At 34.5% G+C, this 26669-nt stretch carries 22 protein-coding genes and 1 pseudogene; 11 read left to right on the top strand and 12 right to left on the bottom strand.

The features are described from left to right. Positions 1-133: 133 nt before the first annotated feature. The gene (locus SPD89_RS18480) at positions 134-508 is read left to right on the top strand and encodes a hypothetical protein (RefSeq protein ID WP_336263426.1); all 375 of its coding nucleotides are present in this window, start codon (positions 134-136) and stop codon (positions 506-508) included. A gap of 94 nt (positions 509-602) precedes the next feature. Then, positions 603-903: pseudogene (gene groEL, locus SPD89_RS18475) on the top strand (chaperonin GroEL); the annotation flags it as partial. A gap of 242 nt (positions 904-1145) precedes the next feature. On the opposite strand, the gene SPD89_RS18470 reads toward groEL, so the two are convergent. Together SPD89_RS18470 and SPD89_RS18465 are read right to left on the bottom strand one after the other, a co-directional pair. Next, positions 1146-2537 (bottom strand): OmpA family protein, encoded by a 1392-nt coding sequence (locus SPD89_RS18470; protein WP_336263425.1) that lies wholly within the window; start codon positions 2535-2537, stop codon positions 1146-1148. A gap of 887 nt (positions 2538-3424) precedes the next feature. Next, positions 3425-4315 (bottom strand): glycine betaine ABC transporter substrate-binding protein, encoded by an 891-nt coding sequence (locus SPD89_RS18465; protein WP_336263424.1) that lies wholly within the window; start codon positions 4313-4315, stop codon positions 3425-3427. A 1714-nt stretch (positions 4316-6029) separates the two neighbouring features. On the opposite strand from SPD89_RS18465, the gene SPD89_RS18460 reads away from it, so the two are divergent. Both SPD89_RS18460 and SPD89_RS18455 read left to right on the top strand, forming a co-directional pair. Continuing rightward, positions 6030-7421, top strand: coding sequence for a putative glycoside hydrolase (locus SPD89_RS18460; protein WP_442961200.1), 1392 nt, complete (start codon positions 6030-6032; stop codon positions 7419-7421). Beyond that, positions 7422-8276 (top strand): polysaccharide deacetylase family protein, encoded by an 855-nt coding sequence (locus SPD89_RS18455; protein WP_336263422.1) that lies wholly within the window; start codon positions 7422-7424, stop codon positions 8274-8276. Between the two features lie 266 nt (positions 8277-8542). Here SPD89_RS18455 and SPD89_RS18450 read toward each other — a convergent pair whose 3' ends face one another. Further along, the gene (locus SPD89_RS18450; RefSeq protein WP_336263421.1) at positions 8543-9502 is read right to left on the bottom strand and encodes a tRNA dihydrouridine synthase; all 960 of its coding nucleotides are present in this window, start codon (positions 9500-9502) and stop codon (positions 8543-8545) included. Positions 9503-10247: 745 nt separating this feature from the next. Here SPD89_RS18450 and yiaA point away from each other — a divergent pair. The 4 genes from yiaA (at position 10248) to SPD89_RS18430 (ending at position 14739) form a co-directional block, all read left to right on the top strand. After that, positions 10248-10718, top strand: a complete 471-nt coding sequence (gene yiaA, locus SPD89_RS18445) for an inner membrane protein YiaA (RefSeq protein ID WP_336263420.1) — start codon at positions 10248-10250, stop codon at positions 10716-10718. Between the two features lie 388 nt (positions 10719-11106). Next, positions 11107-12381: a cation:dicarboxylate symporter family transporter gene (locus tag SPD89_RS18440; RefSeq protein ID WP_336263419.1), complete on the top strand. Its 1275-nt coding sequence runs from the start codon at positions 11107-11109 to the stop codon at positions 12379-12381. 170 nt (positions 12382-12551) lie between these two features. Next, the gene (locus SPD89_RS18435; protein ID WP_336263418.1) at positions 12552-13820 is read left to right on the top strand and encodes an ATP-binding protein; all 1269 of its coding nucleotides are present in this window, start codon (positions 12552-12554) and stop codon (positions 13818-13820) included. 1 nt (position 13821) lies between these two features. Beyond that, complete coding sequence (locus tag SPD89_RS18430; RefSeq protein WP_336263417.1) at positions 13822-14739, top strand: response regulator; 918 nt, start codon at positions 13822-13824, stop codon at positions 14737-14739. Between the two features lie 541 nt (positions 14740-15280). Here SPD89_RS18430 and SPD89_RS18425 read toward each other — a convergent pair. The 9 genes from SPD89_RS18425 to SPD89_RS18385 all read right to left on the bottom strand — a co-directional run bounded on the left by SPD89_RS18425 (position 15281) and on the right by SPD89_RS18385 (position 24285). Further along, on the bottom strand, positions 15281-16327 hold the full coding sequence (locus tag SPD89_RS18425) for an alpha/beta fold hydrolase (RefSeq protein WP_336263416.1): 1047 nt from the start codon (positions 16325-16327) through the stop codon (positions 15281-15283). A 313-nt stretch (positions 16328-16640) separates the two neighbouring features. Continuing rightward, on the bottom strand, positions 16641-17744 hold the full coding sequence (locus SPD89_RS18420; RefSeq protein ID WP_336263415.1) for an N-acetylmuramoyl-L-alanine amidase: 1104 nt from the start codon (positions 17742-17744) through the stop codon (positions 16641-16643). Positions 17745-18024: 280 nt separating this feature from the next. Beyond that, positions 18025-19161 carry a hypothetical protein gene (locus SPD89_RS18415; protein ID WP_336263414.1) on the bottom strand — a complete coding sequence of 379 codons (1137 nt, stop codon included), beginning with the start codon at positions 19159-19161 and terminating at the stop codon, positions 18025-18027. A 54-nt stretch (positions 19162-19215) separates the two neighbouring features. Further along, positions 19216-20046, bottom strand: a complete 831-nt coding sequence (locus tag SPD89_RS18410; RefSeq protein ID WP_336263413.1) for a hypothetical protein — start codon at positions 20044-20046, stop codon at positions 19216-19218. A gap of 311 nt (positions 20047-20357) precedes the next feature. Next, positions 20358-21506, bottom strand: a complete 1149-nt coding sequence (locus SPD89_RS18405) for a hypothetical protein (RefSeq protein ID WP_336263412.1) — start codon at positions 21504-21506, stop codon at positions 20358-20360. Between the two features lie 13 nt (positions 21507-21519). Next, positions 21520-22461, bottom strand: coding sequence for a hypothetical protein (locus tag SPD89_RS18400; protein WP_336263411.1), 942 nt, complete (start codon positions 22459-22461; stop codon positions 21520-21522). Continuing rightward, positions 22458-22754: a DUF4176 domain-containing protein gene (locus SPD89_RS18395; protein WP_336263427.1), complete on the bottom strand. Its 297-nt coding sequence runs from the start codon at positions 22752-22754 to the stop codon at positions 22458-22460. The genes SPD89_RS18400 and SPD89_RS18395 overlap by 4 nt, the downstream gene beginning before the upstream one ends. Before the next feature lie 224 nt (positions 22755-22978). After that, positions 22979-23386 (bottom strand): YugN family protein, encoded by a 408-nt coding sequence (locus SPD89_RS18390; RefSeq protein ID WP_336263410.1) that lies wholly within the window; start codon positions 23384-23386, stop codon positions 22979-22981. A gap of 101 nt (positions 23387-23487) precedes the next feature. Continuing rightward, complete coding sequence (locus SPD89_RS18385) at positions 23488-24285, bottom strand: hypothetical protein (protein WP_336263409.1); 798 nt, start codon at positions 24283-24285, stop codon at positions 23488-23490. A 138-nt stretch (positions 24286-24423) separates the two neighbouring features. Here SPD89_RS18385 and SPD89_RS18380 point away from each other — a divergent pair, with 138 nt between their 5' ends. The 3 genes from SPD89_RS18380 (at position 24424) to SPD89_RS18370 (ending at position 26418) form a co-directional block, all read left to right on the top strand. Then, on the top strand, positions 24424-24759 hold the full coding sequence (locus SPD89_RS18380; RefSeq protein WP_336263408.1) for a hypothetical protein: 336 nt from the start codon (positions 24424-24426) through the stop codon (positions 24757-24759). Next, the gene (locus SPD89_RS18375; protein WP_336263407.1) at positions 24759-24971 is read left to right on the top strand and encodes a hypothetical protein; all 213 of its coding nucleotides are present in this window, start codon (positions 24759-24761) and stop codon (positions 24969-24971) included. The genes SPD89_RS18380 and SPD89_RS18375 overlap by 1 nt, the downstream gene beginning before the upstream one ends. Positions 24972-25194: 223 nt before the next feature. Further along, positions 25195-26418 carry a DUF418 domain-containing protein gene (locus SPD89_RS18370; protein WP_336263406.1) on the top strand — a complete coding sequence of 408 codons (1224 nt, stop codon included), beginning with the start codon at positions 25195-25197 and terminating at the stop codon, positions 26416-26418. The last annotated feature ends 251 nt before the right edge of the window (positions 26419-26669 follow it).

Below are 26669 nucleotides of genomic sequence, written 5' to 3'. Positions count from 1 at the left end.
ATCTAACCTAATAAGAATAAAGTAAACGAGGTTTGTCATAATGGCAGACCTCGTTTTAATATTTTGTTTATGGAAAGAAGGTACTTTTCTGTTATAATGGAATGAGTAACGTTGAATAGGGGGCTATCAAGTAATGGACAAAGTCTTAGAAATGTTACAAGCTATGCAGAAAGAACAAAAGGAATTTCGGGTAGAAATGACGAAATTTCAAGAGGAAATGTATGAATTTCGGAGTGATATGTCAAAATTCCAGGAAGAAACGATAAAATTCCAGGGAGAAATGACTGAATTCCAGGGAGAAATGACTGAATTCCAGGGAGAAATGTACGAGTTTCGTAAAGAAGTAAATGAACGATTTACAATCCTTGAAAAGCTAGTCATACAAAATACTGAAAAACTAGACAACAATCGTGACCACGTAAGTAGAAAAACGAACTTTATCGAACATAAACAACTAGAACTGGAACAAAAAATATACGAATTAGAGAGTCGTTTCGAGCGGCAGTAAACAATCAACCTGGTTTTAAGTATGCAGATTTTAACTCTAAAATTGAAAATGAAAGTAATATTGATAACACAAACTGTTTAGTGGTTGACACTAGATCGTACTACTTGCGTTAGAAGAACCAGGTCGTCAATCGCTGAAAACGAATGCCTTGAAGGTTCAATCGTTGTTGAACGACTAAAAGGTGAGGAGTAGGCATCGGATTTGACGCTGCTAAAGGCTATTGGGAAAACATGGTTGACGCAGGTATCGTTGACCCAACTAAAGTTACTCGTTCTGCTTTATAACATGCAGCATGTGTGCAGTTGCTTTCTTAACGACTAAGGCAGTTGTAGCAGATATTCCTGAGGAAAATGGAGGTAGCATGCCAAATATGCGGAATGCCGGGAATGATGTAAGTCCAATTAATAGTATTAATAAAAACGAGGTTTGTCTGAGTGCAAACCTCGTTTTTATTTTCTTTTAAAATAGAAACGAATGTTTCTGTATTGTCTGAAAAAAATAACCACCCTTTGAGCCTAACGAGCAAATAGAGTAGTTATTTCCAATTTGTTTGCGAGTTGCCCCCTTGAAGGGCTGTTACACGCTCGACCGTCCATGTATCCAGCATGTGCGGTCTATTATTATGTTATGATCAAACTTACTTCGGGTTAATCACAATCTCCACCCGTCGATTTTTCTCTCTTTCTTCCTCATTCTCATTCGAAGCGATTGGTTCTGTATCGCCAAAACCTTGAATTTCCATTTTTTTTGGATCTAAGTCGCTATTTTCCTTCATATAATCGGCCACAGCATGTGCGCGTTCTTCGGATAGATTCATGTTATAATCTGCTTCACCAGTGCTATCTGTATGTCCGTTAATTTGAATGTCTACATCGGTTGATAGTTCACTTAGCTTCTCAATGATCTTATCAAGAGTATCTTTTGCTTCTGGTTTTAACTTACTTTCATCAAAATCAAACAGCAAATCATCGGGCACTTGCATTTTTATTTCTTCTTCTTCTAAGGTTAAGTCAACATTTTCCGGTGCGTCAATTTCTGGTTCTGCAAGATCTACTGAAAGTTTAATGTATTTTCCACCATTATCTTTCGTCTTTACAAGGTCACCTTCCAAGTTTTCCCCTTCTTCTCCATATGTATCTAAAATACTATCCCAAGAATTATTATCAGGGTCGAATTCAAAATGCATTTGCATTCCTTCTCTTATATCCCAATAGTGGATCTGAAGTTGAAATGAGCCATCGGGATTCACTTCCGTATTACTAGATGACCAGGCAGATCTTGGGAGATCGTTAGGATCTGTTATATTACCAGTTATAAATGAACCTTCTAGTAAATTGCTTTTCCCTTCGAAATATAAATAGTTATGTTTCGTCGTAGTCTCGACTTCCATCCAGACATTTGTATCGCCATAATCATCTGGTACATCGCTCCAGTCGGGTGTTTCCAACTCAATTGTATATGGCATTGGCTTTCTCGTGTCAATATCGAATGTATAAGAAGCTTTATATATTCCTTCAGTATCTGTTTTGTACACTTGATTTCCTGTTGCATTTTCTAAATTCTCGCCATAATGATCGGCAACGAGGTCACTGCCAGTCATGAGACTTAAAGTCACTTCAATATCTGATTTACGCCCTGGAAACTCAAAGTGAAATGAGCCATCTTCTTCTACTTCTGCACTATCTTGATAATCAATCGATGCCCGACCGTCACTTACCCCACTTGAGGCTATACGAGAGCCGGGTAGAAGATTACTTTCTCCCTCAATCACAACTTGATCTTTTTCAACAATTACTTCGCCGCCAATCCAAATTTCCAAATTACCAAGGTCGGAACGATAATTGTCTTTAGCTTCTTCGGAAGAGGTAGCTGTCTTATCAGCTATTTCAATCTCTTCTTCTTTATCTATTTCTTCTATCTCTTCTTTATTATCCGTCCCATTAGCTGTAGTTTCTTTTTCTGTTTGAGAACAACTTGCTACGAATAGAATACTCATTATCGCTAGAAATAAAAAATAACGAGCCTTCATCGACTCTCTCCCTTCATATTTAAATAAGTCTTTGTGCTACTTATCTTATCACATTAAAGCGAGGATATAACTAGGCAAATAGCACTGTTTATGAAGGCATCTATAGCCATTATTATTCCCATTTTTTTATTCTTTCATTGTTTGAACGTTCTTCACTCATTGACTTCGATTCCAATTTCCTATACATCCTAGGTTCCCGAAATTTATAACGAGGTAATTTGAAAATGCTGTAATATCAAGGTCTTGACTTAAATTTGTTCATAATCCATCGTTACAGTTTATATATTTGTAACGATGTAACTTTCGGTATTTACGCGGGGTTTCGAAGTTTCTCGTTACACAATCCGGGAATTCAGATACATGGGCTCTATCGTCCTAACATCTTCAAACCTGATTCAAAAATGAAAGTGAAAAAACCCAGTTTTTTGATCAGATTCAAGATCCTCGAGGCTATAGTTGAGCTTTTTTCACTTCTCACTATCACTTTAATAGTAAAAATAGTGGGTAACATCATTCGTCGATGATCTTACCGAATAATCTAAGTATGTTATCTATATATCAGAACATAAAAAAATAAATTAGGCGAACCCGGAAGAGTGAGAGCCGGCATCCAAACGAATACGAAGAATTTAACTAGTTTGAGGAATTAAATAACGAATGTTTATAAAGAGTCTAACTAAAAAAACAGAGATACATTGAATGTATCACCTGTTTTTACCTAATCATTTCAACATGTTGATGAATTTCGTAATACGCACGTTTTGCTACATCCTACAACACACAGTTTTGTAAGAATTTTCTTAACTGCATATTGTAGGGATATAGCTGTTTTTGGCAATTATAAAATTCATTTAACTATATAGATTTTCTATTTTACATTAGTATGATTATTTAACAGGTAAGTCCTCCATACTGTCGATATCCATATATGCTGGTACAACAAAACCTTGTCTGGCACCCTCCAAGTTTGGTCCTAAATCCTCAACATCATCCCCATATTGTTCCATATATGTTGAGGCACCACCAGGAAGCCATGCAATTAGTGTTCCATCGATTTCTCCTCGGGCTATTGATTCAAATGTAATGCCCATATCAAGCGGTGTTAACTTGACATTATAACCTAATTCCTCAAGCAAAAGTGTCACGACATTTGTAGAGGAGAGCTCTGTATCCCATTCAATGTATGCCAATTCAATAGACTCATTCTCAACTGGTTCGATACCTTCCATCCAGGCATCAGCCTTTTCTCTATTATCTTCAATCCATATCTTAGCAGCATCGCGGGGTTCAACATTTTTATCTTGGCCGAACATAGCCATCACTGCATTCATGTCTTCTACTTCCCAATGAAAATTTTCCAAAAATTGATATGCTGAAGGGTGTTCTTCTTTTAGCCCTTTACGAACGATCGTATGTATTTTTTGTTCTACACCAATTATCTTTTTTGGATCGTCCAAAATTTTCAAGTCATATTCATCAAACGTCCAATGTGGTTGCCATAGGGTAACAACAATAGGCCTTTCTTCTTTAATTGCTTCCTCTAGTTCTGTAATCATGGCTGGTTCTGAACTAGGGATTAATTCCATATCCAGATTATATTCTTTTACTGCCTCTTCCGCCATGTTCATTGTACCAGAGCCCGGTTCAATACCGAAAATCTTATCTAGATCAAGTTCCTTTTCATCATTTTCACTGTCATCGGTATCATTATTTGTGCCACATGCAGAAAGCACCATCACAAATATAACTGCCAATAACGTTATAATTAACTTCCTCAAGTTTAGCCTCCTTAAAAATTAATACTCTTCTATAATATCTATTTTTAAATAGGAATGTCCAACCTTTTATGCTAGAAAACAAATCAAATAATAAGATGCAAACTATTACAGAATTGTTTGTTTTATATTTGCCTGTTATGAAGTACTTTATGATGTGGTATAGTCGTATATCTATCTGGTGGGGAACATGCTTTATGTGTAGTAGGGATACCACTATTATTACTTAATTTAACAATCATCTTTAGCAACAAAATAATACCCCTCAACCAATTTCAATCTTCATTCTGATAGCAACATTCACTTTAACCATATAAGTCCAACCAAGCCTCTCATAAAAGCTTGGCAAAAGCCACAGTGCTCTGCCTTTTGATAGTTCCAAAAGTCCAAGGAAACAAGAAATGAAACTAGCTTTACTAAATTAGATGAAATAGTTGGGGGGATATGTATGTTGCCAATTGTTTTAGTAATCGTATTTATCATTATTATTCTATTTTGGACGATTATTATGTACAACAAATTCATAATGCTTAGGAGAAAGAGTAGAGAAAGCAAAGGCTCAAATTGCAACTTAAATTGAATCAAGATAGGATGTTGTCAAAATAAGGAAACTAAAAAAATGAGGCATTGGCTTTCCGGGGGAGGTAAAATTTGACGATGGAATTTACAACAAATGATCAAATAAATCAACCTTTTAAAGTAGTTAAAAGAAAAGGCTTTAGAGAAAAGTGACTATGAAAAAGAACAGGAATTTAAGAGAAAGTTTTCATTTAAAGAAATATCATCCAATGTGTAATTATTGCAGTGGTACCGCTTGATTAGACAATTAAACTATTAGAAATAATTGGTAAGCTGAGGGAGAGGGAGAAAAAACAAAAGAAGTTCCGAAGAAAGTTTCGCAGAGACTATTATCGGGACTTTCCATATAAGAAGATGTTCAAAAAGTCCGGTAAAAATGACACTGCGAATTTCTTCATTGGCTTGTTTCTCCGCTCCTTGAAAAAGGAAAGCACTTTTTCTGCGTGCCAGATCTTTGCTCATGTATCTAAATGCATACATTACGCTGCTCGAAACTGCCGCCTCGAACTTCTTGGTTCTTTTTATCCTTTTTGAACACGCACTATAAGGACAACTTTATATTTACCTATTATCTGCTTTATAAAATGGGAGCGAGTAATTTTAAAAATTTGTTATCAGCCTTTTTATTAAAGTGGTAAAATGAAAATATAATTAAAATAAAAACAGAGCGGATTGGTATTTTCTGAAAAAAATATTATGCTTCTATTCTTTTTCTTGATAAAGTAATGAAGAAAGTCTTGAGGGAAAAATCTATCATATGATGTTAGATGCAGCAGATTCTAAGGAGATCTTGAGGCAGAAAGAGTTTACAAAATAGGCGAAAAGGTATGACTATAAGTTAATCCGCTGGGAAAATGAATCATTCAAATGGTTGGAAGATGCCGGATATATCTGTTTGGAAAAGAAAAGAAGATTCTTACGATGGACAAAAAATCTAACTTTGTCTGTAATGGAAAGGCAAATCGAAGGTAACCGCTACTTTTTTGGGAACGCAAGATCGTTATACTAAGTTAAATACATCCTTTGACATTTTTCTACAAATCTTCGATACTAGTATAGAAGAAAAGTTGTTTTATAGCTTTATTCGACATATGAAAGGGAATCTATTGCATAGTATGATGCGTAAAGGAGGATAATGTTGAAAAAAATCTATTCAATAATACTACTATGCAGCTTTGCTAGCTTTATCCTCGTTGCTTGTGCTTCGGATCAGTCAACAAGTAATGATAATGAAGAGAAAAGAGAAGCAACTGTATCTAAGGGAGTCCAACAGAAAGAAATATCGAGTGAAAATGCCACAAACAATTTGGCTGAAGAAAATGCAAATGAACAAGAGAAAGAATTTAATTTCGAGAAACCTGAAAGTGTCCGGGGTCTGTATGTTACTGGTCATTCAGCCGGGGAGGAGAAACTTAATAGTTTAATAGCATTAATTGAAAACACAGATTTAAATGCAATGGTCATTGATATAAAAGATGATTTTGGCAATATTACCTATGAACCAGATAAAAAGTCTCCGTTAGCTTCGTTTGGTAAACCATACATAAAAGATCCAAAAAAAATGTTAAAAGTACTTAAAGAACATAATATATATCCAATTGCTCGGATTGTGGTTTTTAAAGATTCCGTATTAGCGGATGAAAAACCTGAATTCTCCTTTAAGAATGGAAAGGAAGTATGGCGCAATGGTAGGGATGAAGCATTTGTCAATCCTTTCCAAAAAGATGTGTGGGAACATAATCTGACCATCGCCAAAGAAGCGGCCGAAATGGGTTTCGCGGAAATTCAATTTGACTATGTTCGTTTTCCTGAAGGGTTCGAAAACAAAGCAGATAACCTTGATTATGATAAAGGAGATTATGAAAATATAGAAAATCAAGAAAAAGCCCGAGTCCAAGCAGTAACTGATTTTGTTACCCATGCTAAAGAAGAATTAGAGCCCTATGATGTAGATATTTCTGTCGATGTATTTGGGTATACAGTGACAGTTCCGAGTGCCGGCGGAATTGGGCAAGACATCGTTACGATCGGTGAAAAAATTGATGTTTTATCTTCTATGATTTACCCTTCTCATTGGGGAGATGGTAATTTAGATGTGACCAAACCGGATTTAGATCCATATCAATTAATCCACAATTATGCAGTTAAAGAAAAGGAGAAATTTCTCCAAATGGATACACCACCAATTTCGCGACCGTGGATACAAGATTTTACAGCATCCTGGCTGGGAGAAGGAAATTATAAAACATACGGTAAAGAAGAGCTAGAGGCACAAATACGTGCATTGAATGAAGCGGGCATTGATGAATTTCTGCTTTGGAACGCTGCAAACAATTATACAGAGAATGTAGATTATACTCCTGAATTAGATGAAGAGGTAGTTAAAAAGGTGAAAAAAGCAGATAAGGAATTGCAAAAAGAGATAGAGCAAAAAGAAAAAGAAGAAAACGAGATGGAACAAAAAGAGGCCAATGAAAAAGCGAGCGATACAATTGAAAAAGAGAATGAAACAGAAAAAGGAGGAGAATAAATGCGTTTTAAAGAGTCATCTCGTTTTCACTTAATTCTGTTTTGTTCACTTTTTATTTTGTTAAGTGCATGCGGAGCAACATCCAATGAGAGTACTTCCAATGATGGAACAAAGAAAAATGAAACAGCAAGTGATTCAACGGAAGTGGAAAAAGATATAGATGAAGAAGAAAATGATGTTGATACGGATGTTGATGAGAAGAAGGATACGGAAGCGAAAGAGGCTGTTTATAAAGTGACTCCAGAGTGGTTTGTTACACCGACGAATGATGCAAATGAGAAAGTTGTATTATTAACAATTGATGATGCACCTGACAAACATGCAGTTGAAATGGCGAAAACGTTGAAAGGACTAGATGCTCCCGCCATCTTTTTCGTCAATGGACATTTTCTCCAAGATGAAGAAGGCCGAAAACAGCTGCAAGAGATCAATGAACTTGGTTTTCCAATTGGAAACCATACGATGACCCATACCGATCTCACGACAATAAGCGAAGAAGAACAAAAAGAGGAAATTTCAGAAGTTAATAGATTAGTTGAAGAAATTATCGGTGAAAAACCTAAATTTTTCCGTGCCCCATTCGGAAAAAATACGGATTATAGTAAGAAACTAGCCGAAGAAGAGGGAATGCTTCTTATGAATTGGATGTATGGCTATGATTGGGATAAGGAATACCAAGAGGCCGATGCGCTCACAGACATCATGGTGGATAGCCCGTTGTTAGGTGAGGGAGCAATATTGTTAATGCATGATCGTGATTGGACAAACGATGCTCTCTCTGACATCGTCACTGGATTACAAGATAAAGGGTATGAAATGCTTGATCCATTACTAATCGAAAATGTAAATGAATAAGAGGAAAGATGAACAGTGGACGGCATATCATAGTGACAAGTCTCAATACGAATCAAACAATCAGCAAGTTTTAAACTTAAAATGACAAAAATTATGGACGAAGGCGCAAGTAAAGTTAAAGAAAGAAGTACATAGGTGAGTCAAAGAATTACTTTGTTTATTTAAGACAAGTAATAAGATCCGTGGTTTAAGCCACGGATCTTAAAATGAAATGGGTGGAAAATGCCACCATTTAAGGAGTATTGTTTATTTCCTTGCCGCTCATGTTAACTATCAATTTTAGAAAGGATGGCACGCACTTCATCTGTAGATTCTGTGGTCATCAACTGATTTCTTAATTCGCTTGCGCCTTTAAATTCCTTTACATATATTTTAAAGAAGCGGCGCAGAGTTTTAAATGGTCGAACGTCTAGATCTTTTGAGTATTTATCATGTAGGTCAAGATGAAGTCTTAATAAGTTAAGTAATTCATCACTGCTATGAATTTTAGGTTCCTTTTCAAAAGCAAATGGGTTTTTAAAGATTCCTCTCCCAATCATAATTCCATCTACACCATGCTGTTCAACGAGTTTCATTCCTGTTTGCCAATCAGGTATATCTCCGTTAATCGTTAAAAGAGTTTGCGGAGCTATCTGATCTCGAAGTTCCTTGATTTTTGGAATTAGTTCCCAATGTGCATCCACATTACTCATTTCTTTTTTTGTTCGTAAATGAATAGACAAGTTTACGATGTCTTGTTCTAGAACATGAGTCAACCATTCTTTCCATTCATCAACATACGTATATCCTAGTCTCGTTTTCACACTTACAGGTAATCCACCTGCTTTGGCTGCCTGAATTATTTGCGCAGCCGATTGTGGGTAACGGATTAGGCCGCTTCCTTTACCTTGAGATGCTACATTATGAACTGGACAACCCATGTTTATGTCGATGCCTTTAAACCCTAATTTAGCCAATTCAATACTCATTGTCCGAAAATGGTTCGGATTCTTTCCCCAAATATGTGCAACAATAGGTTGTTCATCTTCTGTAAAAGTCAAACGTCCTCTCACATTAGCAATGCCTTCAGGATGACAAAAACTATCTGTGTTCGTAAACTCGGTAAAAAATACATCCGGTTTTCCTGCTGCACTAACTACATGACGAAATACAACGTTGGTAACATCTTCCATTGGTGCCAGAATGAAAAAAGGTCGGGGTAAATCATGCCAAAAATTACTTTTCATTATCTATTCGAATCCTTTCATGACTTGCATACTACTTATTAAATATATCACTTACAATACAATTTAATATAATATTTTGCTTTTAACAAAGGAAAGCCAAGGAAACTATTAAATCCATACGCTTCAAGACGAAGTAAGCAACCTATTGAAATTGAAGTTTGCTCTGTTTCCTTATCTATTATTTGTAAGCTGATTGAATACGGTGAATAAGAGATATTTTTAATGATGCAGAAGAAACGTTTTGCTTTAAAATGTTTTTCTTGTTTTACCGCATCTAACACATGCGCCTGTAAAGTAACTATATTTATGCTTTTTAAAAATGATACAAATTAATGCTTTAAATTTCATGTTGGCTAGCTCCTTCTCAGATGTTATGTCAATAGTAACAAACGGAGTTTAATATTTAATTACAACCAATTTAAAAAACATTATTTATTTTTGCCTTCATGAAATATAGCGTTATTTTAATGGTTAAGTTTTCCATAAAATTACGTTTGTTTAAAATTATATTTTCATTTCCTCTTTCCATAAATCGATCACGTACTTTCGGGTGGAAATAGAGAAGAAAACGCTTGATATGAATCTAAAAGACCATTGCCATCAGAGGTTAACTCAAGTAAAATTATTAATATAAAACTGTTAACAAGCAATGTTATACTTATTCACTTTGGGCAATGACAAAGGTACGATGATGTATTCGCAATGTTAAAAGGTCTCGAAATAAGGATGTTGGGGTGAGGATTAAATGTCAAATGAGCACGATGTTTTACTTGATAAGAAAAAAGAAAAAGAACAAAAAATTAAAACGGAAAGAAAAGAGGGAGCGCCAACTCCAGCTTTTATAGGTGCTTCTTGGGCAGCGTTGATGTTGGGTGTTGGGGCTTATCTCATAGGTTTATTTAATGCCGCAATGGAGCTAAACGAAAAGGGATATTATTTTGCAATTTTAGTATTCGGACTTTATTCAGCGGTGTCTTTGCAAAAAGCAGTTAGAGATAGAGACGAAGGAATACCAGTTACTAATATTTATTATGGTATTAGTTGGATTGCACTTCTTATCTGTATTTTATTGATGGGAATCGGTTTATACAATGCAGGTAGTATCGTCCTAAGTGAAAAAGGATTCTATGGCATGGCTTTTGCACTAAGTATATTTGCTGCAATAACAGTTCAGAAGAATATTAGAGATACGCAGAAAGCGAAAGAAAGAGATTGAATATTTAACTTATCTTATTATTTATCTTTAGAAATCAACTTGGAATTATAATTTTACTTTAAATTACGTAAAGATTGCAAAAACAATTGTGTAATTGTTAATAAATCCACTTCTCGTTATTTTTATTTTAATGAGAAGTGGATTTTTTTGTAAATAAGAAAGTACTGCTCACTGACTAAAGTCAAAATGTCCTACAATACTTATGCTGTCCTGCCGAAAGGGTTTTATACGGCTAGGCGAAGTATTATTTTTTAACGTCGTGATTTTCTTTTATAATTTTTTTCAATTAAAAATCAATTTTATATGTCGGATGGTGTCGGATTGGATAAGTTGCCTTTAGAATTTTAAAAAGAAGACGTTTTCAATAGATTTAGAGGTGACTTGTAGGATGAAGAAAAAGTTTAAATTTCCATTAGCCTACCAAATATTAGTTGGATTGGTTCTTGGGGTAATTGTTGGAGCAATCTTTTATGGAAATCCGGCTGTAGAAACATATTTACAACCGCTTGGTACAATATTTTTAAATATGATTAAGATGATTGTTGTTCCAATTATCGTATCTACTTTAATCGTTGGAGTTGCTGGGACTGGTGATATAAAACAATTAGGTAAACTAGGTGGCAAATCGATGATATACTTTCAAGTTGTATCGATGATTGCTATTTTTGTTGGCTTAGCAGCTGCAAATATTTTTAAACCGGGTGAAGGGTTAGATCTTTCATCCCTTTCAAAAAGTAATATTGATCAATATGTCGAGACAACGAAAGAAGTACAGGATAATGGTGTGATCGATATTATTGTCGGTATTGTACCGAGTAATATTATTGAGTCAATGGCTGAAGGTAATATGTTGCCAATTATTTTCTTTTCAGTTTTATTCGGTTTAGGTGTTGCTGCAATAGGTGAAAAAGGAAAACCTGTTTTAGCCTTTTTCCAAGGTACAGCGGATGTTATGTTCTGGGTAACTAACCTCATTATGAGATTTGCGCCATTCGGTGTTTTTGGTTTAATTGGTGTAACGGTTTCCAAATTTGGTTTAGAGTCATTAGTTCCCCTAGGGAAGTTGATGATTTTAGTTTATGCAGTAATGATTTTCTTCATCGTTGTAGTATTAGGAACTATTGCAAAAATAGTTGGAGTAAATATTTTTCATATTATTAAAGTGTTAAAAGATGAACTGATTTTAGCATATTCGACATCTAGTTCAGAAACGGTACTACCGAAAATAATGGAGAAGATGGAGAAATTCGGTTGTCCAAAGGATGTCGTTTCATTTGTAGTCCCTACCGGTTATTCTTTTAATTTAGATGGTTCGACATTATATCAAGCGATAGCTGCAATTTTTATTGCGCAAATGTATGGTATTGATTTAAGTATTTATGAACAAATTACATTAGTATTGGTATTAATGGTTACATCAAATGGAATTGCTGGGGTACCAGGTGTGTCATTTGTAGTACTTCTTGCAACGTTAGGGACAGTTGGAATCCCACTTGAAGGGCTTGCATTTATAGCGGGGGTTGATAGATTACTTGATATGGCTCGTACGGTTGTTAACGTAGTTGGTAATGCATTAGCAACAGTTGTCATGTCCAAGTGGGAAGGACGATTCGATACCACAAAACAGCAAGAATACTTTAGAACCTTAGAAAAAGCTGCCTAAATAATAGGTGGGAGAATATTTCTTGTAGTAAAAATAGGTAGTTTTTGAATTCAGTTTCAAAACTACTTATTTTTTTATATTAAGGGGAAAATGAACCCGGTTTTACTAAATGGAGACGAATCGATTATAATAATATATAGAGTATATGTGGGATAGGAGATTTTGAGGAGATGTGGCGGCATGTTAGTTTCCAGATAGCATTTATCGCTATTGCGACGGCATTAGCTGGTGAGTTAAAAATTGTTCCATTCGGCTGGGAATTTCGATTTGGATTAGGAAGTAGCATGTTTTTTTTCTTACTACTAATTTTTCGGCAAGTTCCCTATATAAAAACAGGAATCATCACAGGTGTTGTCGTTGTCAGTTTTCGAACATTATTAAATTTGATAAATCTTTCTGATCTGAGTGCCTTTTACACCGTTTTGAACATGCATATACCAGCGATGGCTTATTATATTGTATTTGCTTTTGGTATGAGTAAAATAAGTGCAAAGGTATTTCAAAAAAATTTATTTTACTTGGGTGCAATTGTAGTACTGTTAGATGTAGGGTCAAATATGGTAGAAATACTAAGTAGATATGTGTTAACAGGCATTGCGCCAATATCATTTACAAATTTACTTATCACTTTTTTTGTTGCTATTATTCGAGTCTACTTTTTGATCGGTATATTTGCGAATATAAGGCTTGTTCAATTAAAAGAATTGCATAAAGAACAAGAAAGACGATTAGATCAAATGCTTCAATTTGGCTCAAATTTATATAACGAAAACTTTTACTTAAGTAAAATGATGGATACGATCGAAAAAATTACAGCATCAAGTTATCAATTATATCGTAAAATAAAAGACGATCAGTTAATTTACGATAAGCAAGCATTAGAGATTGCCCAGCAAGTACATGAAATAAAAAAAGATACTCAACGAATCCGAGCTGGATTAAATGAACTATATGATGTCAATTCATTGCCAGAAATGGATTTATCAAATATTTTGCGTCATGTCATTCAGGGAAATATTAATTATAGTCAATGGTTAAAAAAAGATATTATTATTATGAAAGAGCAGTTGATTGAATTTAAGACGAGCCATTACTATCCGATTATTTCAATTTTAAATAATTTAACTGCAAATGCTGTGGAAGCGATAGAACAAAAGGGAAAGATTGCAATTAGAGTATTAGAAAAAGGAAATTATATTTATTTTACAGTTACGGATAATGGGGAAGGGATAAAAGAAAAAGACATTCCACTCATATTTGAATCCGGTTTTACAACAAAGTATAACGATAAGGGTACGGCGGCAACAGGGATTGGATTGTCCCATGTCAAAAATATTTGCGAATTTTTCAACGGGAAAATAACAACTGATATAGATCTTGATGAAACTTCAATTACTGTCATGCTACCAGCAAACTTGGTTAATAATGAGGAGCTATAATATGGTTAATTACGGAATTATCGATGATGATCCTGTATGTCGCAGGATGTTAGAAAGTATTATTGAAGAAAGTAACTTAGGTGAAATTGTCACGACGAGTCCAGGGGGAGAAGATGCGATTGAGGATATTTTGGAAACAAATCCACAAGTTGTTTTAATTGATTTATTAATGCCTGGAATTGATGGAATTAATTTAATAATGGAGCTGAAAAAGTTAGGTTATAAAGGAAACTTTATTATGATATCTCAAATTGATAACAAAGATATGGTTGCAGAAGCCTATAAAAATGGAATTGAGTTTTTTATTCATAAACCAATAAATCGTGCCGAAGTGACAGCTGTAATCGAAAATGTGGAAGTAAAGTTAAAGTTAAATCAGTCTCTTTATACAATTAAAAAATCATTATCACATTTAGATATTGTCCCAACCCCTGCTTCTAATCCACCCACTAATACAAATCATTCCGTTACTAGTATTGTACAAAATATACTGATGTCTATTGGAATAATTGGTGAAAGTGGAAGTAATGATATCATAACAGCTATGGAAATCCTTGTTAAAAAAAATTACACGTTTAACAACCTCCCTCCATTAAAGGATCTTTATGAAATGATTGCCATTCATCATAATAGTCTAATAGGTGAATCAGAACTAAAGCGTGAAGTAAAAGCAATCGAACAACGCATCCGACGCTCAGTGATGACCGCTTTAACCAATTTGGCCTCGCTTGGATTAACTGATTACACCAATCCAAAGTTTGAACATTATGCATCATTGCTATTTGACTTCCAGGATGTTCGTTTAAAAATGAATGAATTGAAAAGTGAGGTTTCAAAAACAAGTGGAGTAAAAATTAATATTAAAAAGTTTCTTCAAGTGCTTTATGTTGAGACACTGGATAAGTTAAATGCTATGTGATGCTAAAATTTTGCATTATCCGTAATCTAGATTAAAATAAGTCCCCCTCTCTAGAAATGTGTGTTCAAAAAGGAGGATAAAAAGAACCAAGTCGGCTAAAAGCGCTGACGTCCTGGGACTCACGCTTAGTTCGTCCCACCGTAAAGATTTGTCGAAACGCCGATACTTGCACGTCCTGTGCGTCGGAAGTTCGAGGCGGCGAAGCTTCGAGCAGCGGACTTTCACAGGATGTGATGACTTCCGTGTTGCCTACAGGATGTGGGCGGTTTTAACGGAAGATCCCCTGCTGTATTTAGATACAAGAGCAAAGATCTGGCACGCAGGAAAAGTGATCTTCTTTTCCAAGGAAACGCTTCTAGCACGCAGAAAAAGTGCTTTCCTTTTTCAAGGAGCGGAGAAGCAAGCCAACGAACTTCTACAGTATGTGGTGATTTCTACGTTGCCCACAGGACGTGGGCGGTTTTAATGGAAGATCCCCCTTCGCAGTGTTATTTTTACCGGACTTTTTGAACATCCTCTAGAAGGGGACTGTTCTACTATTTTAGCTTTCTAACAATTCATGAAGGTGTGTATCGATTTGGTTATGATAGTATTCACCTTCTCCACCAAATAAGGCAAAATGTCCACATATACTATTAATTACTCTGAGCTCACTGTTTGGGATTAGCTTTTGTTCCGCTTCACAGTCTCTAGGTGGGAAGAACATATCTTCATCGATTGGCATAACAAATACTTTCGCTTTAATTCTTTCTAACGCTTTCTCTAAATTACCATCGGTTATTCTGCTTACATCACCGCGCTGCCATTTCCACCCCATTGAAATTAAGTTATTAGGATCCATGCTTTGAAAAAGAGGTTGAAGAAATCCGTTTGTAAATTCATCTAATGATTCAACGCCGAAGAGCCGCCACTTTTCCTGTTTATAAAATTCCGTACTTAACCCCATTACCGCCCAAATATTTGCATGTCGTTTTAAACCATCAGCCACTTCCGTGTGTGATCTATAATTTCCACCATTCCATCCTGGATCTGATGTTATTGCTTCCAATAATGTTTCCGTAAATAAAAAGTCGTGAGGTGTATTTTTTGCAGTACCAGCAATCGGTGCAGCACGTTTAACTATATGAGGATATCTTACCGCCCACTCATAAGTTTGTTGTGCCCCCATGGAAGCGCCAACGACAAGTGCAATCTTATTTATCCCAAGATGTTCTGTAATTAATTGATGTTGCGCACGGACATCATCCGCAATCCTGACATTTGGAAAATTACTCATTGAAATCGGATCCGGACTGTTATGAGGAGAACTCGATATACCATTACCAATTTGATTAATGACAATTATAAAATATTTATCCGGATTCAAGGCTCTATCGCTACCAATGTATGCTTCGTAATCTTTACTTGTCCCGGAAAACCATGTCGGAATAACAATCACATTATCTTTTGTTTCGTTTAATTCCCCAAAAGTATTGAAGGCCAACTTACAATTAGGGATAACTCCTCCGTCCTCTAATTTAAAATCACCTAAACTATAAAACTCGAATGGACCATGATTTTCATACGAATAAAACGGATTTTCAATCAAATAGTATTCCTCCCTCAATAATATGTACTATAAGTTTAGGACAATTATAATTTAAATTTTCAGACAAGTCAACGATGAAAACAGCCCTTTCCAATTAACTTTATGTAAACATTGGAAAGGGCTAACCCTTGTAAATAATGTAAGGATGATAGTAGTGCGTGTTCAAAAAGGATAAAAAGGACCAAGAAGTTCGAGGCGGCGCAGTTTCGAGCAGCGGAATGTATGCATTTAGATACATGAGTAGCGGAGAAACAAGCATTCGTGCGAAATTCGCTGTGTCATTTTTACCGGACTTTTTGAACATCCTCTATTACTAATCTTTAAAATAATTGATTAGTCCTTCTGTAATGGCATTTGCAACAGCTTCTGAGTGATTTTCTCCTTGAATGATAGTTTTATCATTTGAATTTGTAATAAAACCTAATTCAACAAGCACAGATACATCCTCGTTTTCTCGTAAGACATAGAAATCGTCGTGTTGAACGCCTCGATTGTTAAGGTTTGTATGCTTATTTAGCGCGGTTTGGATATTCCGTGCCAGATGATAATCTGCTCCATCCGAATAGTAATGCGTACTTATTCCGTTACTCGTATGTAAAGGAAAGGCATTATAATGAATACTAATGAATGCATCCGTCCAGTAGGATTGACTAATTTTAACACGATCTTCAAGAGATACATAAGAGTCGTCCGATCTAGTCATCAGGACGGTTGCTCCTTCATTTTTTAGTTTTTGGGCGATGGACTTGGCTACTGCTAATGTAAGATTCTTTTCTTTCACTCCATTTATGCCAAAAGCGCCAGGATCTTTTCCGCCGTGGCCAGGATCTAGCATAATATTATACCCGACAAGGGAGGCTTTTGTATCGTTAGATGTATTTTTGCTACTTTTTGAAGACGTTGATTTAGTTGATTTGGTTCCCTCGGTTGTTAACCAAGCTGCCACCCATGCATCCGAACCATCGTCCAATAATATGTTAAACCAATCTCCATCCTTTTCGATCACTTTATATTCATCGCCTTGAGATGTATGACCAATAATAGGATAGTCTGTGCTTGGACCAGCTCTTAATCGAACAGATTCATCATCGATAGTTAGCTTAGCATTACCGTTTGTTTTTTCATTCTGTTTATTATCTTGTTGACTCTCTATCAAAAACTGTGATGCTACCCAACCCACTTTACCATCATAATAGGTTTGAACCCAACCGTGCTTTTCCTGAAAACCAATGAGCTGATCACCGGAATCCAACTTTCCAATAACCTCAGCATCATGGTCCGGTTTGAGTCTAACATTTAAATTGTCCGTACCAACCTCATAAGCTTGTCCACTATTAGCACTTAGAGAAGGAACAGAGAAAAATACAAGTGAAAAAAAACAAGTAAGAATCATAGAGTAGAATATTTTCCTTCTCATTCAATCCCTCCTTTCTCTACATGTTATTCCATTATTATTGCTATGAAAAGAGAATAAAGTACCATGAGTAACTAATAAAATAGGAAAAAGTTATCATCATATTCAACGATTAATGCAGTATAAGTTTAGGAAATCAGTTTTATAGACTCAATGGATTGACTATTACTTTTTCACACATAAATAGTAGGTATACAAGTAAAAAGTCGAGGTAAACATCATCATTGCAAGTGTAAAAAGTATATTTTTCCTTATCACAAAAGTCACTTCCAGTCACCAAACTCTAATGCAACCCCAAATCAACCAAATAGATCGTCGGATTCTCCCAATCTTCCTGAAAATCTATAATGACATTAGTGGAGCCAGCTGTACCCGCAATCGCAGCTTTAAAGTTTAAGTATACTATAACAAAGTCTTCATTAAAGTACTTTACTTTACCAATTGAAACATCATTGACAGAATTCAATTCAAGTGCGTCTGAAATTTGCTTTAAATTCAGATCAAATTCAGCGGTATATTCTTCATTTCCAGCTAAATAATCTTCAATATTTTGAATACATTGCTTCCCTTCGGATAACGGGTCTGCATTCCCGCCTAAATACACATATTGATTATCTTCACTTAGATAATCTTGTTCATTTATTGACTTTAATTCATTTTCTACTGTATCGGCGATTCCAAAACTATTAGCCGCTTTTATATATCTACCTTCAGAGTCTAACTTTACAAATAAATTTTCGTATAGATTTAAATTACCTTTTACAATATTGTTAGGAAATTCACCTGTATACGTCTGTGAAACAAATGTATTTTGTAAATCATGTGTCATAAAAACTGACGTATTGATTTTCGAGGAATCTTCTTTCCTTTTTACTTGTACATCAATCTGGAAACTATCGTTATCTACTGCGACAACATTAAATATTACTTTGTCATTTACACCAACATCATATTCTTTTAAAAGATCTGATAGTTTAAAACTCTTCTCACTTATTGATGTTTTAATGTTAAATATATTTCCTTCTTCCAAATTGATCTTGGGTAAATGATAAGCATCTGTATCATCAACAGTTTGGAATAAAGCTTCTTTGGATTCTCTTAGATTTACAAATTCTGTTTTTGGACTTTCAGCGTCAAGTATATGTTCATAAAATTGTTTTAATTGCTCGTCACTGAACTGAACATATTCAATTGTTTTTTGTTGACTTCCAAGATTTTTCTTTGCATACACATTTACTTGATCCTTTGTAGCTAAATGGTATGCTACATCTGATGAAATATAGTCTTTTATAAATTTCTTTAATCTAGGTGAATGATCTGGAAAATTAGTTTCATAGACAAATTGGGTTGGCTCATTTCTTTTTCCACATGCAAGGAGCAACAGTACACAAGTGAATACGAGAAATAAATATCTTTTCATAATAAAAACTCCATAAAACGAATTGTAATTAGTAATGTGATAACATACTTTTTTTTAAGCAATAATCACTAAATTAACTAAATAAAAAATTGGTTTATCTTTATTCTCTTGTAAATCAATAATAACGTTAGTAGAGCCTGCGGTTCCAGTTATTGCGGCATCAAATTCTAGATGTATCACAATAAGATCTTCGTTAAAGTATACGGTGTTTGCAGATCCAATGCCAACTGATTTAAAATCGAGTTCATCTGAGATTTCTTCAAAATCTAATTTGAACTCAGCATAATACTGATCGTTTCCTTCAAGGTAATCTTCTATTCTTTGAACTCTCTGGACACCCTCCTCTAATGGGTTATCCCTGCCATTTAAGTAGATGTATTTAAAATCTTTACTGAAAGAATGTTCACTTTCAACTTTAAATAGTTCGTGAGTATCCGTGTCCATTATCTTATAATCTATAACGCTTAATGACTCATTTATTTTTCTTAATAGAGGGTAATAAGGTTTTATCTGCCCTTGCTCAATTACGTCAGTAAGTTCTGTATCACGGAAGATATCCATTTCAGATAAATCGTTTAAAGCAAAGAAATAATAAATTTCTCCCGTGTTATCATTTTCTAAATTTAACATAAATCCCAATTCATTCGTACTTTCAATATTCAATATCAGTTCATCCGATATATTTTCCCCCAAGTTTTCAGGTATAGAAAAACTAGCTTTTTTCTGATCCATTTTTATTTGTAATACGTTTCCCTTTTCCAATGTTACATCGGGTAATAGTTTCTGTTCTTCATGGTCAATTTCGTGATGGAGTTTAGCTTTTTTTTGATCAAATAATTCATGAAGAATTTTTTCGGGATGATCTTTTGAAAAAAATTGGATCATAATATTCATTTAACTGCGAGGAAGTATGTTGAAAATAAGTTAACTTATTATTATTCGGATTCATATTTCTATCAGAGTAAATAAACGTGTTTTCTCCTTCGAATAGGAGGATAGATTCATATCCTAAAATATAGCTTCGCAAAAACTCGGATAATGCTGGACTGTTTTCTGTAGGGAATCCAATATGATATGTCACTTGTGTTACATTATTTTTATATTTTCCACATGCAAAAAGTAGAAGAGCACATAAAATTACAATGGAATATATTATATTTTTCCTTATCATAATAGTCACTCCTACTTAGCAAACATTAATGCAACCCTAAATCAACCAAATAAATTGTCGGATTCTCTCTATCCTCCTGAAAATCGACAATGACATTAGTGGAGCCAGCTGTACCCGTAATCGCAGCTTTAAAGTTTAAATATAATATAACAAAGTCTTCATTAAAATATACGATGTCCGCAAGTCCTATTCCAACCGATTTGAAATCGAGTTCATTAGAGATTTCCTCATAATTTAATTCAAATTCAGCGTAATACTGTTCATTTTCTTCGAGGTAATCTTCCGTTCTTTGAATACGATGAACCCCCTCTGCAAGTGGTTCATCTTTCCCTTGAAGTATTATATATTTACCATCTTGACTTGGAAAGCCTGTTTCCCCATTCAATCTGTGAATGATCTTATTTTTTTTATCAACCACGCGATTCCGATCTGTTAATACTGTGTACTGGTCGTTTAGTTCAGTTTCAAAAACTAGCTCTTTAAAACTATCTAATTTTCCTTTATTAATACTTTCATTAAAAAGTTCAATGTTACCACTTACTGCTGTATAATTTGTAAAATCTTGATTCATGTACACGTAAATATATTGATTAACTTCTTCCGCATGAGCGTTATTTATTTTTAGAAAAAAAGACTGTTCATTTGCAGCTGGAATTGAAACCACAAGTTCATCAGTTTGTTGTAAGTCAAATGCTGCGAGCTCTTCAACTAAATTTATTGATTTTTCCCCTTCAATAGTTTGAATGGTAATTGTATTATTGTCTTCTAGGATGGCTTCTGGATAAAAATGAACCAATTCATTTTCTTTTGTTTTTAGCATTTCCGCTTCAAATTTTTTCGTTAAATCTATAAATGTATTTTTGGGATTATCGGTATTAATCAAAGGAGTGAAATATTTTATAGCCTGTTCCTCCGTATTAGTATAATACTCGATCTCTTCAGGGGTTTTCTTAATATTAAATTTAGAATAAATATACTTATCCCCATCTTTAAACAGATCCGTATACATCGGCGTTGAGTAAGAAATTAAAAATTCCATTAAAGCTGGAGAAATTTCTTCTGGAAAACCAATTCGATATGTCACTTGCGTTCCACCTTTTCCGGAATTATTTTCACAAGCAAAAAGTAGTAATACACACATTAATACTAGTATCAATGATTTGTTTATTTTCATCTCTATGTCACTCCTACTCTTTTTGATTGGTGTTTACTTGTCGAATTAATTCAATAAAATCTTCATCAGTTATTTCATTGGAGTGAGCTGGATTATTAATACTTTCTCCTTTTACATCATAAGATGGCCGGTTATCTATTAAATCACCTAATGATTCCGCGTGCTGGCTTTTTACTGAAACTGCTCCATCGTTAGTATAGTATTTTCTGGATGTACCGATCCCAAGTCTTCCAAAAAACTGATCTGTATAGTCCCGACCAGCTGCTGCTGTAACCTGTTTTTTGGCGGTGTTCATTTTTGTGTTCAACTGGCTAGCCATATGATCAAGACGTACCATTTCCTGAACGAAAACCTTCACTTCTTTTACTAGTTTCTCAATATGATTTTTCGTCTCTTCCATTATGGATTTCACCATTTTTTGTGCTTCTACCCAAATGCTTGTATAATCATCCCAAGGAAATTTTGTTTCAGAAATTACCTCGTTGATCATCTGATTAAATGATGTGAATAATTCATCCATATTTGCTATATTCGATTTAAAAGAAAGTGCCGCCGCTTTCATTGTACTTGCATCTAATTTAATTTCCTCATCAATTCGTTCTGTCGATAATGAATATTGCCATTCCGCTCGACCAGTAGGTGTGATGAATCCAGAACCTTCTTCATCTGTTGATTCAATCATCGCCATGAAACTTTTCATGACATCTGCAAAATTTAATAGAACAGGAGCACTTTTACTCATTAGCTCAAGATGGCTTTTTAAATTACCTTTTAATGAGGAGGCTGCTTTACCCCGTTGGTGGTCCAATTTGTCTTGGAAGTATGAAATTTGTTTGAAAACTTGATGAAATATCTCTTCTAACTCTCCGATCGCCTTTCCAATCGTATCAGGTAACTTTTTATTATACTTCAAATAACTACCTCCACCACCGCCGCCAGCGCTAGCTACAATCATTCCATATTCACTCCTTCATCACCCTTATACTCTGTTTCATACAATAATCTGTCTAATTCCATCTCTTTTTCATCTACGTAACCATAATGATAGACAACTTCAATATCTTTACGATCAAAAAGAATAAATTTTTCTTTGGAATTGACAAAACCATTTGGATATTCTAATGCTGCAAAATCTCTTATCACATGATTCGTCTCCGAATATAGTTGCCGTCTAATAATGAGCAGTCTTCTAGAATCGTTTATTAAGCCAACCACACTTTCGACTGGTAAATAATGCTTTTTAAAAATTATTCTGTATATCTCCTTAAATCATCATTTTCTGAAGAAATACTTTGTTAAAGTTTACCAACAACTAGGAATAGTTAAAAGTTTATTTGGACCTATTACTTTATGAGGAATAAGGGGGTTACGTAAACATGCTTTTTATCAGAAAATAATTTCCCAAGTAAATAATTAAAAAAACCTCTCTTTGTGTGAGAGATTTTTATGTGAATGATTACTTGGTAGATAGATCATAATTTATCTAAAATGTCTCCTACCAATTCTTCGCCGAATTCTTCCCATTTACTTTTATTATGAATATAGCCATCTTTATCTTTTGGTTCTTGAAATTGAGCAAATCCAGTAACAGTTAATAAAGAATTTTCATCCTTATCTAATCCGATATTAACAACATGCTTGATAATAAAAGGCTTTTCAAACTCTATCAAAGCATTTTTGTGATCAAGTTCACCATCAATAACTTGAAAGGGGAGACGAATGTATATTGTTTCTCCGTCATCGCGGTGCACGATGCCATCAAACATACCACTATCATACTCCCAATTTCCACCGATAAATAGCCCAAACTTTTTTAAGTCTTTTTGTGCTTGGCCGAAATACATCTGTTTACCTTCTATATCTGTGTCCAAATGAATCATTGAACCCCTCCATATTAATGTTTGTTATAGTATTGGCTATGGAAGGAAAAAAATACAGAAAGTAAAAAAACAGACGCAAAGCCTTTATTTGCATTTAATAGCTATTTATTATATCTAGTATTCCGATGATGATAATATTGACAATAACCGGATAAATAATGCTCAATATCATCGATTCTGACACGAAATGAGTGGTGTCGAATGAAAAATCCATTTAGTATCAAAGCAGGATCTTTCATGTACATGGCAACTTCAGGATAGAAAAATCCAACCCGTTGGTATTCTGCACGATGGTCAATTGTTTTTGCTAAAATTTCTTCATCAATATGCTCCAATAAATAATTTTTATCCAATTCTTTTATTCTATCGATCATTATATATGCTGCCATCGTCAACTCCAAAAATGTTTGGTATGTCGTTTCACGATGATAAATAAAATTCAATCTATCATTGCAGTTTTTCAAACCAAATTCAAAATATTTATCTTCTGGTTCATAAATAGTCAGCTCATTTGTTGCATAACTTAACCAATGATCATGGTTCTTCCAGTAATTATTCGCTATAAAATAATCAAATGTATGCTTTACTTCATTCAACCAAAGACTTTTTTGATCAATTGCATACAAACGCAATAAGGAAAAGATCGCTTCACCTTCATAATAAATAATTCGTTGCATATCCTTTATTTCGTATGTTGGATAACTTAACACGTGTATAAATCCACCACTAGGAATTTTCATTTGCAAGATGCCTCTTGCAAGTGCTTGTGCTACCTCTACGTATTCAGTTAAGTTTGTAACTTCCATATATTTTGCCATTGCCAAAATTGCTGTGGCATTGGAGCCTAATTTAATTTCTTTTTCATTTGCATAATCTACAACAAAAGCTATATCATCCATACCTTCACGAGTACAATCTTCAGGAAAATTTAATTATGGCTACTTTGAATTAAATGCTAACGGAAAATAAAAAACGTCACCCCAAATAGTGTTAGGAAGTAAATCATTTTGCTATAATACGTTCGGAGGTGTTTCTATATGTCTAAATTAAAGTATTATATTCGCCATCAAACGAATTTTTTACAAGATAAATTCATTTTAGTTTTTAAAAGTGATCAGGCTCGGGATTATTTCCAAAATGCCTTAAAAGGAAGTCGTTTTGAAGAAGTAACAAGCCAAGTTGCAGAGAATGCGGCTCGTATTGGAATTCATGGTAACACTATTCCCTATGGTTACACATTGAAACTGACAAAAGAAGAAATGAATGAATTGAGTACTGCAAATTGGGACAGAACTGCGGAATTACTGGCGGAAGCTAATGAACGTCTTTATCAAGAAGTTAAGGAAAAGAAGGACCAAAAGGAGTTCGAATAATGAAAAAGATTGTGATTGACGGGTTTGAATTAAATGATGAGTATACGAAGCGTCTTTTAAACGGATTAAAGGACGAAGGTGTTAAATCACCTCAAGATTTAGAGAATTATTTCAAAGATCATTGGTATACAAAAGATAACTCACTTAAAAGTCATCTGTTATTATGTAAACATCCGAAAAAGAGAAATTTTGCTCTACCGTTTGATGAATAAAAGCATTATATGAATACAGTAAGTAATGGTACCAAGTAATACCTCTAACATTATAGATTTAAATGATTAGGTTTTTTGCTGTAGAGATAGTAGTTATATTTTTAAAAAAGTCGTTTTAGCTCATCTAAGAAATGTAAGGTTCTTGTAAGATTGATGAAAGGTAGTTAGATTGTAAGAAATATTTTTGCTGCTTATAATTTTATACAGAAAGGAGGGAGCACTTTTGAACGACAATTTACAACCTATTGAAGAAAGTAACAGAATACACCAAATAGACGTAATAAGGGGAATAGCAATATTAGGAATACTACTTGTAAATATGGCTCATTTCAGCTATCCAGATCTTTATTTACTTTTGACAGGTTCGGATAATTTTTTTACACAAGGTTTTAGTAAAGCAGATGAACTAACAGTGATATTATTAGATACCTTTGTGCAAATGAAGTTTATTACTATGTTTTCTTTTCTTTTTGGTTTTGGGATGATTATCATGATGGAACGTGCGGAAGAGAAAGGGCAAAAATTTGGACCGATTTATCTGAGGAGATTATTGGCTTTACTCCTTTTTGGAACTATTCATGCTTTTTTTATTTGGGATGGTGATATTTTAACTGAATATGCATTACTTGGATTTGTTTTATTTCTTTTTAGGAAACGTCGTCCGAAAACATTGCTCATATGGGCAATTGTATTGTACAGTTTATTTACTCTACCAATGGCTTTAGCGACTGCCATTCCGGTCCAAGAAAGCCCAGAAATGATGGATTATCAAGCAGAAATAGCAGAAGAAAGTGAACGAAATGCAAGGCAAGCCTTACAAAATTATGGTGAAGGTACATTTTTTGAAATTGCTGAACAACGGATTCGTGATCGGATATACTATATGTCCATGAATGGGATGGCTTCATTAAATCCGATTTTGTATTTTTACGTGAATATCCCTTATTTCACGATGTTCCTTCTTGGGGCTTATTTTGCCAAGAGAAAAATATTACATCGACCGAGCGATTTTAAATCAACGTTGAGAAAGCTTTGGATTATTTGTTTGGTTGTAGGCTTACCGAGTAACATAGCCTATGGTTTATACGAAAATGAAGCTCTTCTTCTTTTAGGCGCACCGTTTTTAATGTTGTTTTATATTATCTCTGCAGTGTTCCTCTTTAAATATTCTTGGGGTAAGAAAATATTGCTGCCATTTGCTGCTGTCGGCCGTACTGCATTTACGAACTATATTATGCAATCAGTAATTGCAACTATGATATTTTACAATTACGGGTTTGGATTATACGGAAAAGTAAATCCGTTTTTAGGACTGTTTGTCTCACTTGGTATTTTTATTATACAACTAATCATTAGTAATTTATGGCTCAGGCATTTTAGATATGGACCATTGGAATGGGTATGGAGAATTGCTACTTATAAAAAAATCCCTCAGTTTCGAATTTAAATATGGAACGTAAAAAAAGCACTATATTCTGCTTGAAAACAGGAGAACATGGTGCTAAATTTTGTACGAAAATTAATTTTAAATACGGCGGTTTTCACATAATATCAGGGGACAGTAATATAACGGCGCTTCCTGTGTTATATCGGCGATTTTCGAAAAATATCGGCGCTCACTCACGGCAGAATTATCAGCGCCCCTTTTAAGCCCCTTTAATCACTTGGACACCAAAATCGAAGGAGAGTACAATGTTC

This window comes from Pseudogracilibacillus sp. SO30301A (genome assembly GCF_037072025.1).
GTDB lineage: Bacteria > Bacillota > Bacilli > Bacillales > Amphibacillaceae > Pseudogracilibacillus.
This window is presented reverse-complemented; position numbering and strand designations above follow the sequence as displayed.

Bases quoted from the DNA above. Each gene is read 5' to 3' on its own strand.
- SPD89_RS18480 (WP_336263426.1), top strand. From the start codon at position 134: ATGGACAAAGTCTTAGAAATGTTACAAGCTATGCAGAAAGAACAAAAG.
- SPD89_RS18470 (WP_336263425.1), bottom strand. From the start codon at position 2,537: ATGAAGGCTCGTTATTTTTTATTTCTAGCGATAATGAGTATTCTATTC.
- SPD89_RS18455 (WP_336263422.1), top strand. From the start codon at position 7,422: ATGCGTTTTAAAGAGTCATCTCGTTTTCACTTAATTCTGTTTTGTTCA.
- SPD89_RS18450 (WP_336263421.1), bottom strand. From the start codon at position 9,502: ATGAAAAGTAATTTTTGGCATGATTTACCCCGACCTTTTTTCATTCTG.
- yiaA (WP_336263420.1), top strand. From the start codon at position 10,248: ATGTCAAATGAGCACGATGTTTTACTTGATAAGAAAAAAGAAAAAGAA.
- SPD89_RS18440 (WP_336263419.1), top strand. From the start codon at position 11,107: ATGAAGAAAAAGTTTAAATTTCCATTAGCCTACCAAATATTAGTTGGA.
- SPD89_RS18435 (WP_336263418.1), top strand. From the start codon at position 12,552: ATGTGGCGGCATGTTAGTTTCCAGATAGCATTTATCGCTATTGCGACG.
- SPD89_RS18430 (WP_336263417.1), top strand. From the start codon at position 13,822: ATGGTTAATTACGGAATTATCGATGATGATCCTGTATGTCGCAGGATG.
- SPD89_RS18420 (WP_336263415.1), bottom strand. From the start codon at position 17,744: ATGAGAAGGAAAATATTCTACTCTATGATTCTTACTTGTTTTTTTTCA.
- SPD89_RS18415 (WP_336263414.1), bottom strand. From the start codon at position 19,161: ATGAAAAGATATTTATTTCTCGTATTCACTTGTGTACTGTTGCTCCTT.
- SPD89_RS18410 (WP_336263413.1), bottom strand. From the start codon at position 20,046: ATGATCCAATTTTTTTCAAAAGATCATCCCGAAAAAATTCTTCATGAA.
- SPD89_RS18405 (WP_336263412.1), bottom strand. From the start codon at position 21,506: ATGAAAATAAACAAATCATTGATACTAGTATTAATGTGTGTATTACTA.
- SPD89_RS18400 (WP_336263411.1), bottom strand. From the start codon at position 22,461: ATGATTGTAGCTAGCGCTGGCGGCGGTGGTGGAGGTAGTTATTTGAAG.
- SPD89_RS18390 (WP_336263410.1), bottom strand. From the start codon at position 23,386: ATGATTCATTTGGACACAGATATAGAAGGTAAACAGATGTATTTCGGC.
- SPD89_RS18385 (WP_336263409.1), bottom strand. From the start codon at position 24,285: ATGGATGATATAGCTTTTGTTGTAGATTATGCAAATGAAAAAGAAATT.
- SPD89_RS18380 (WP_336263408.1), top strand. From the start codon at position 24,424: ATGTCTAAATTAAAGTATTATATTCGCCATCAAACGAATTTTTTACAA.
- SPD89_RS18375 (WP_336263407.1), top strand. From the start codon at position 24,759: ATGAAAAAGATTGTGATTGACGGGTTTGAATTAAATGATGAGTATACG.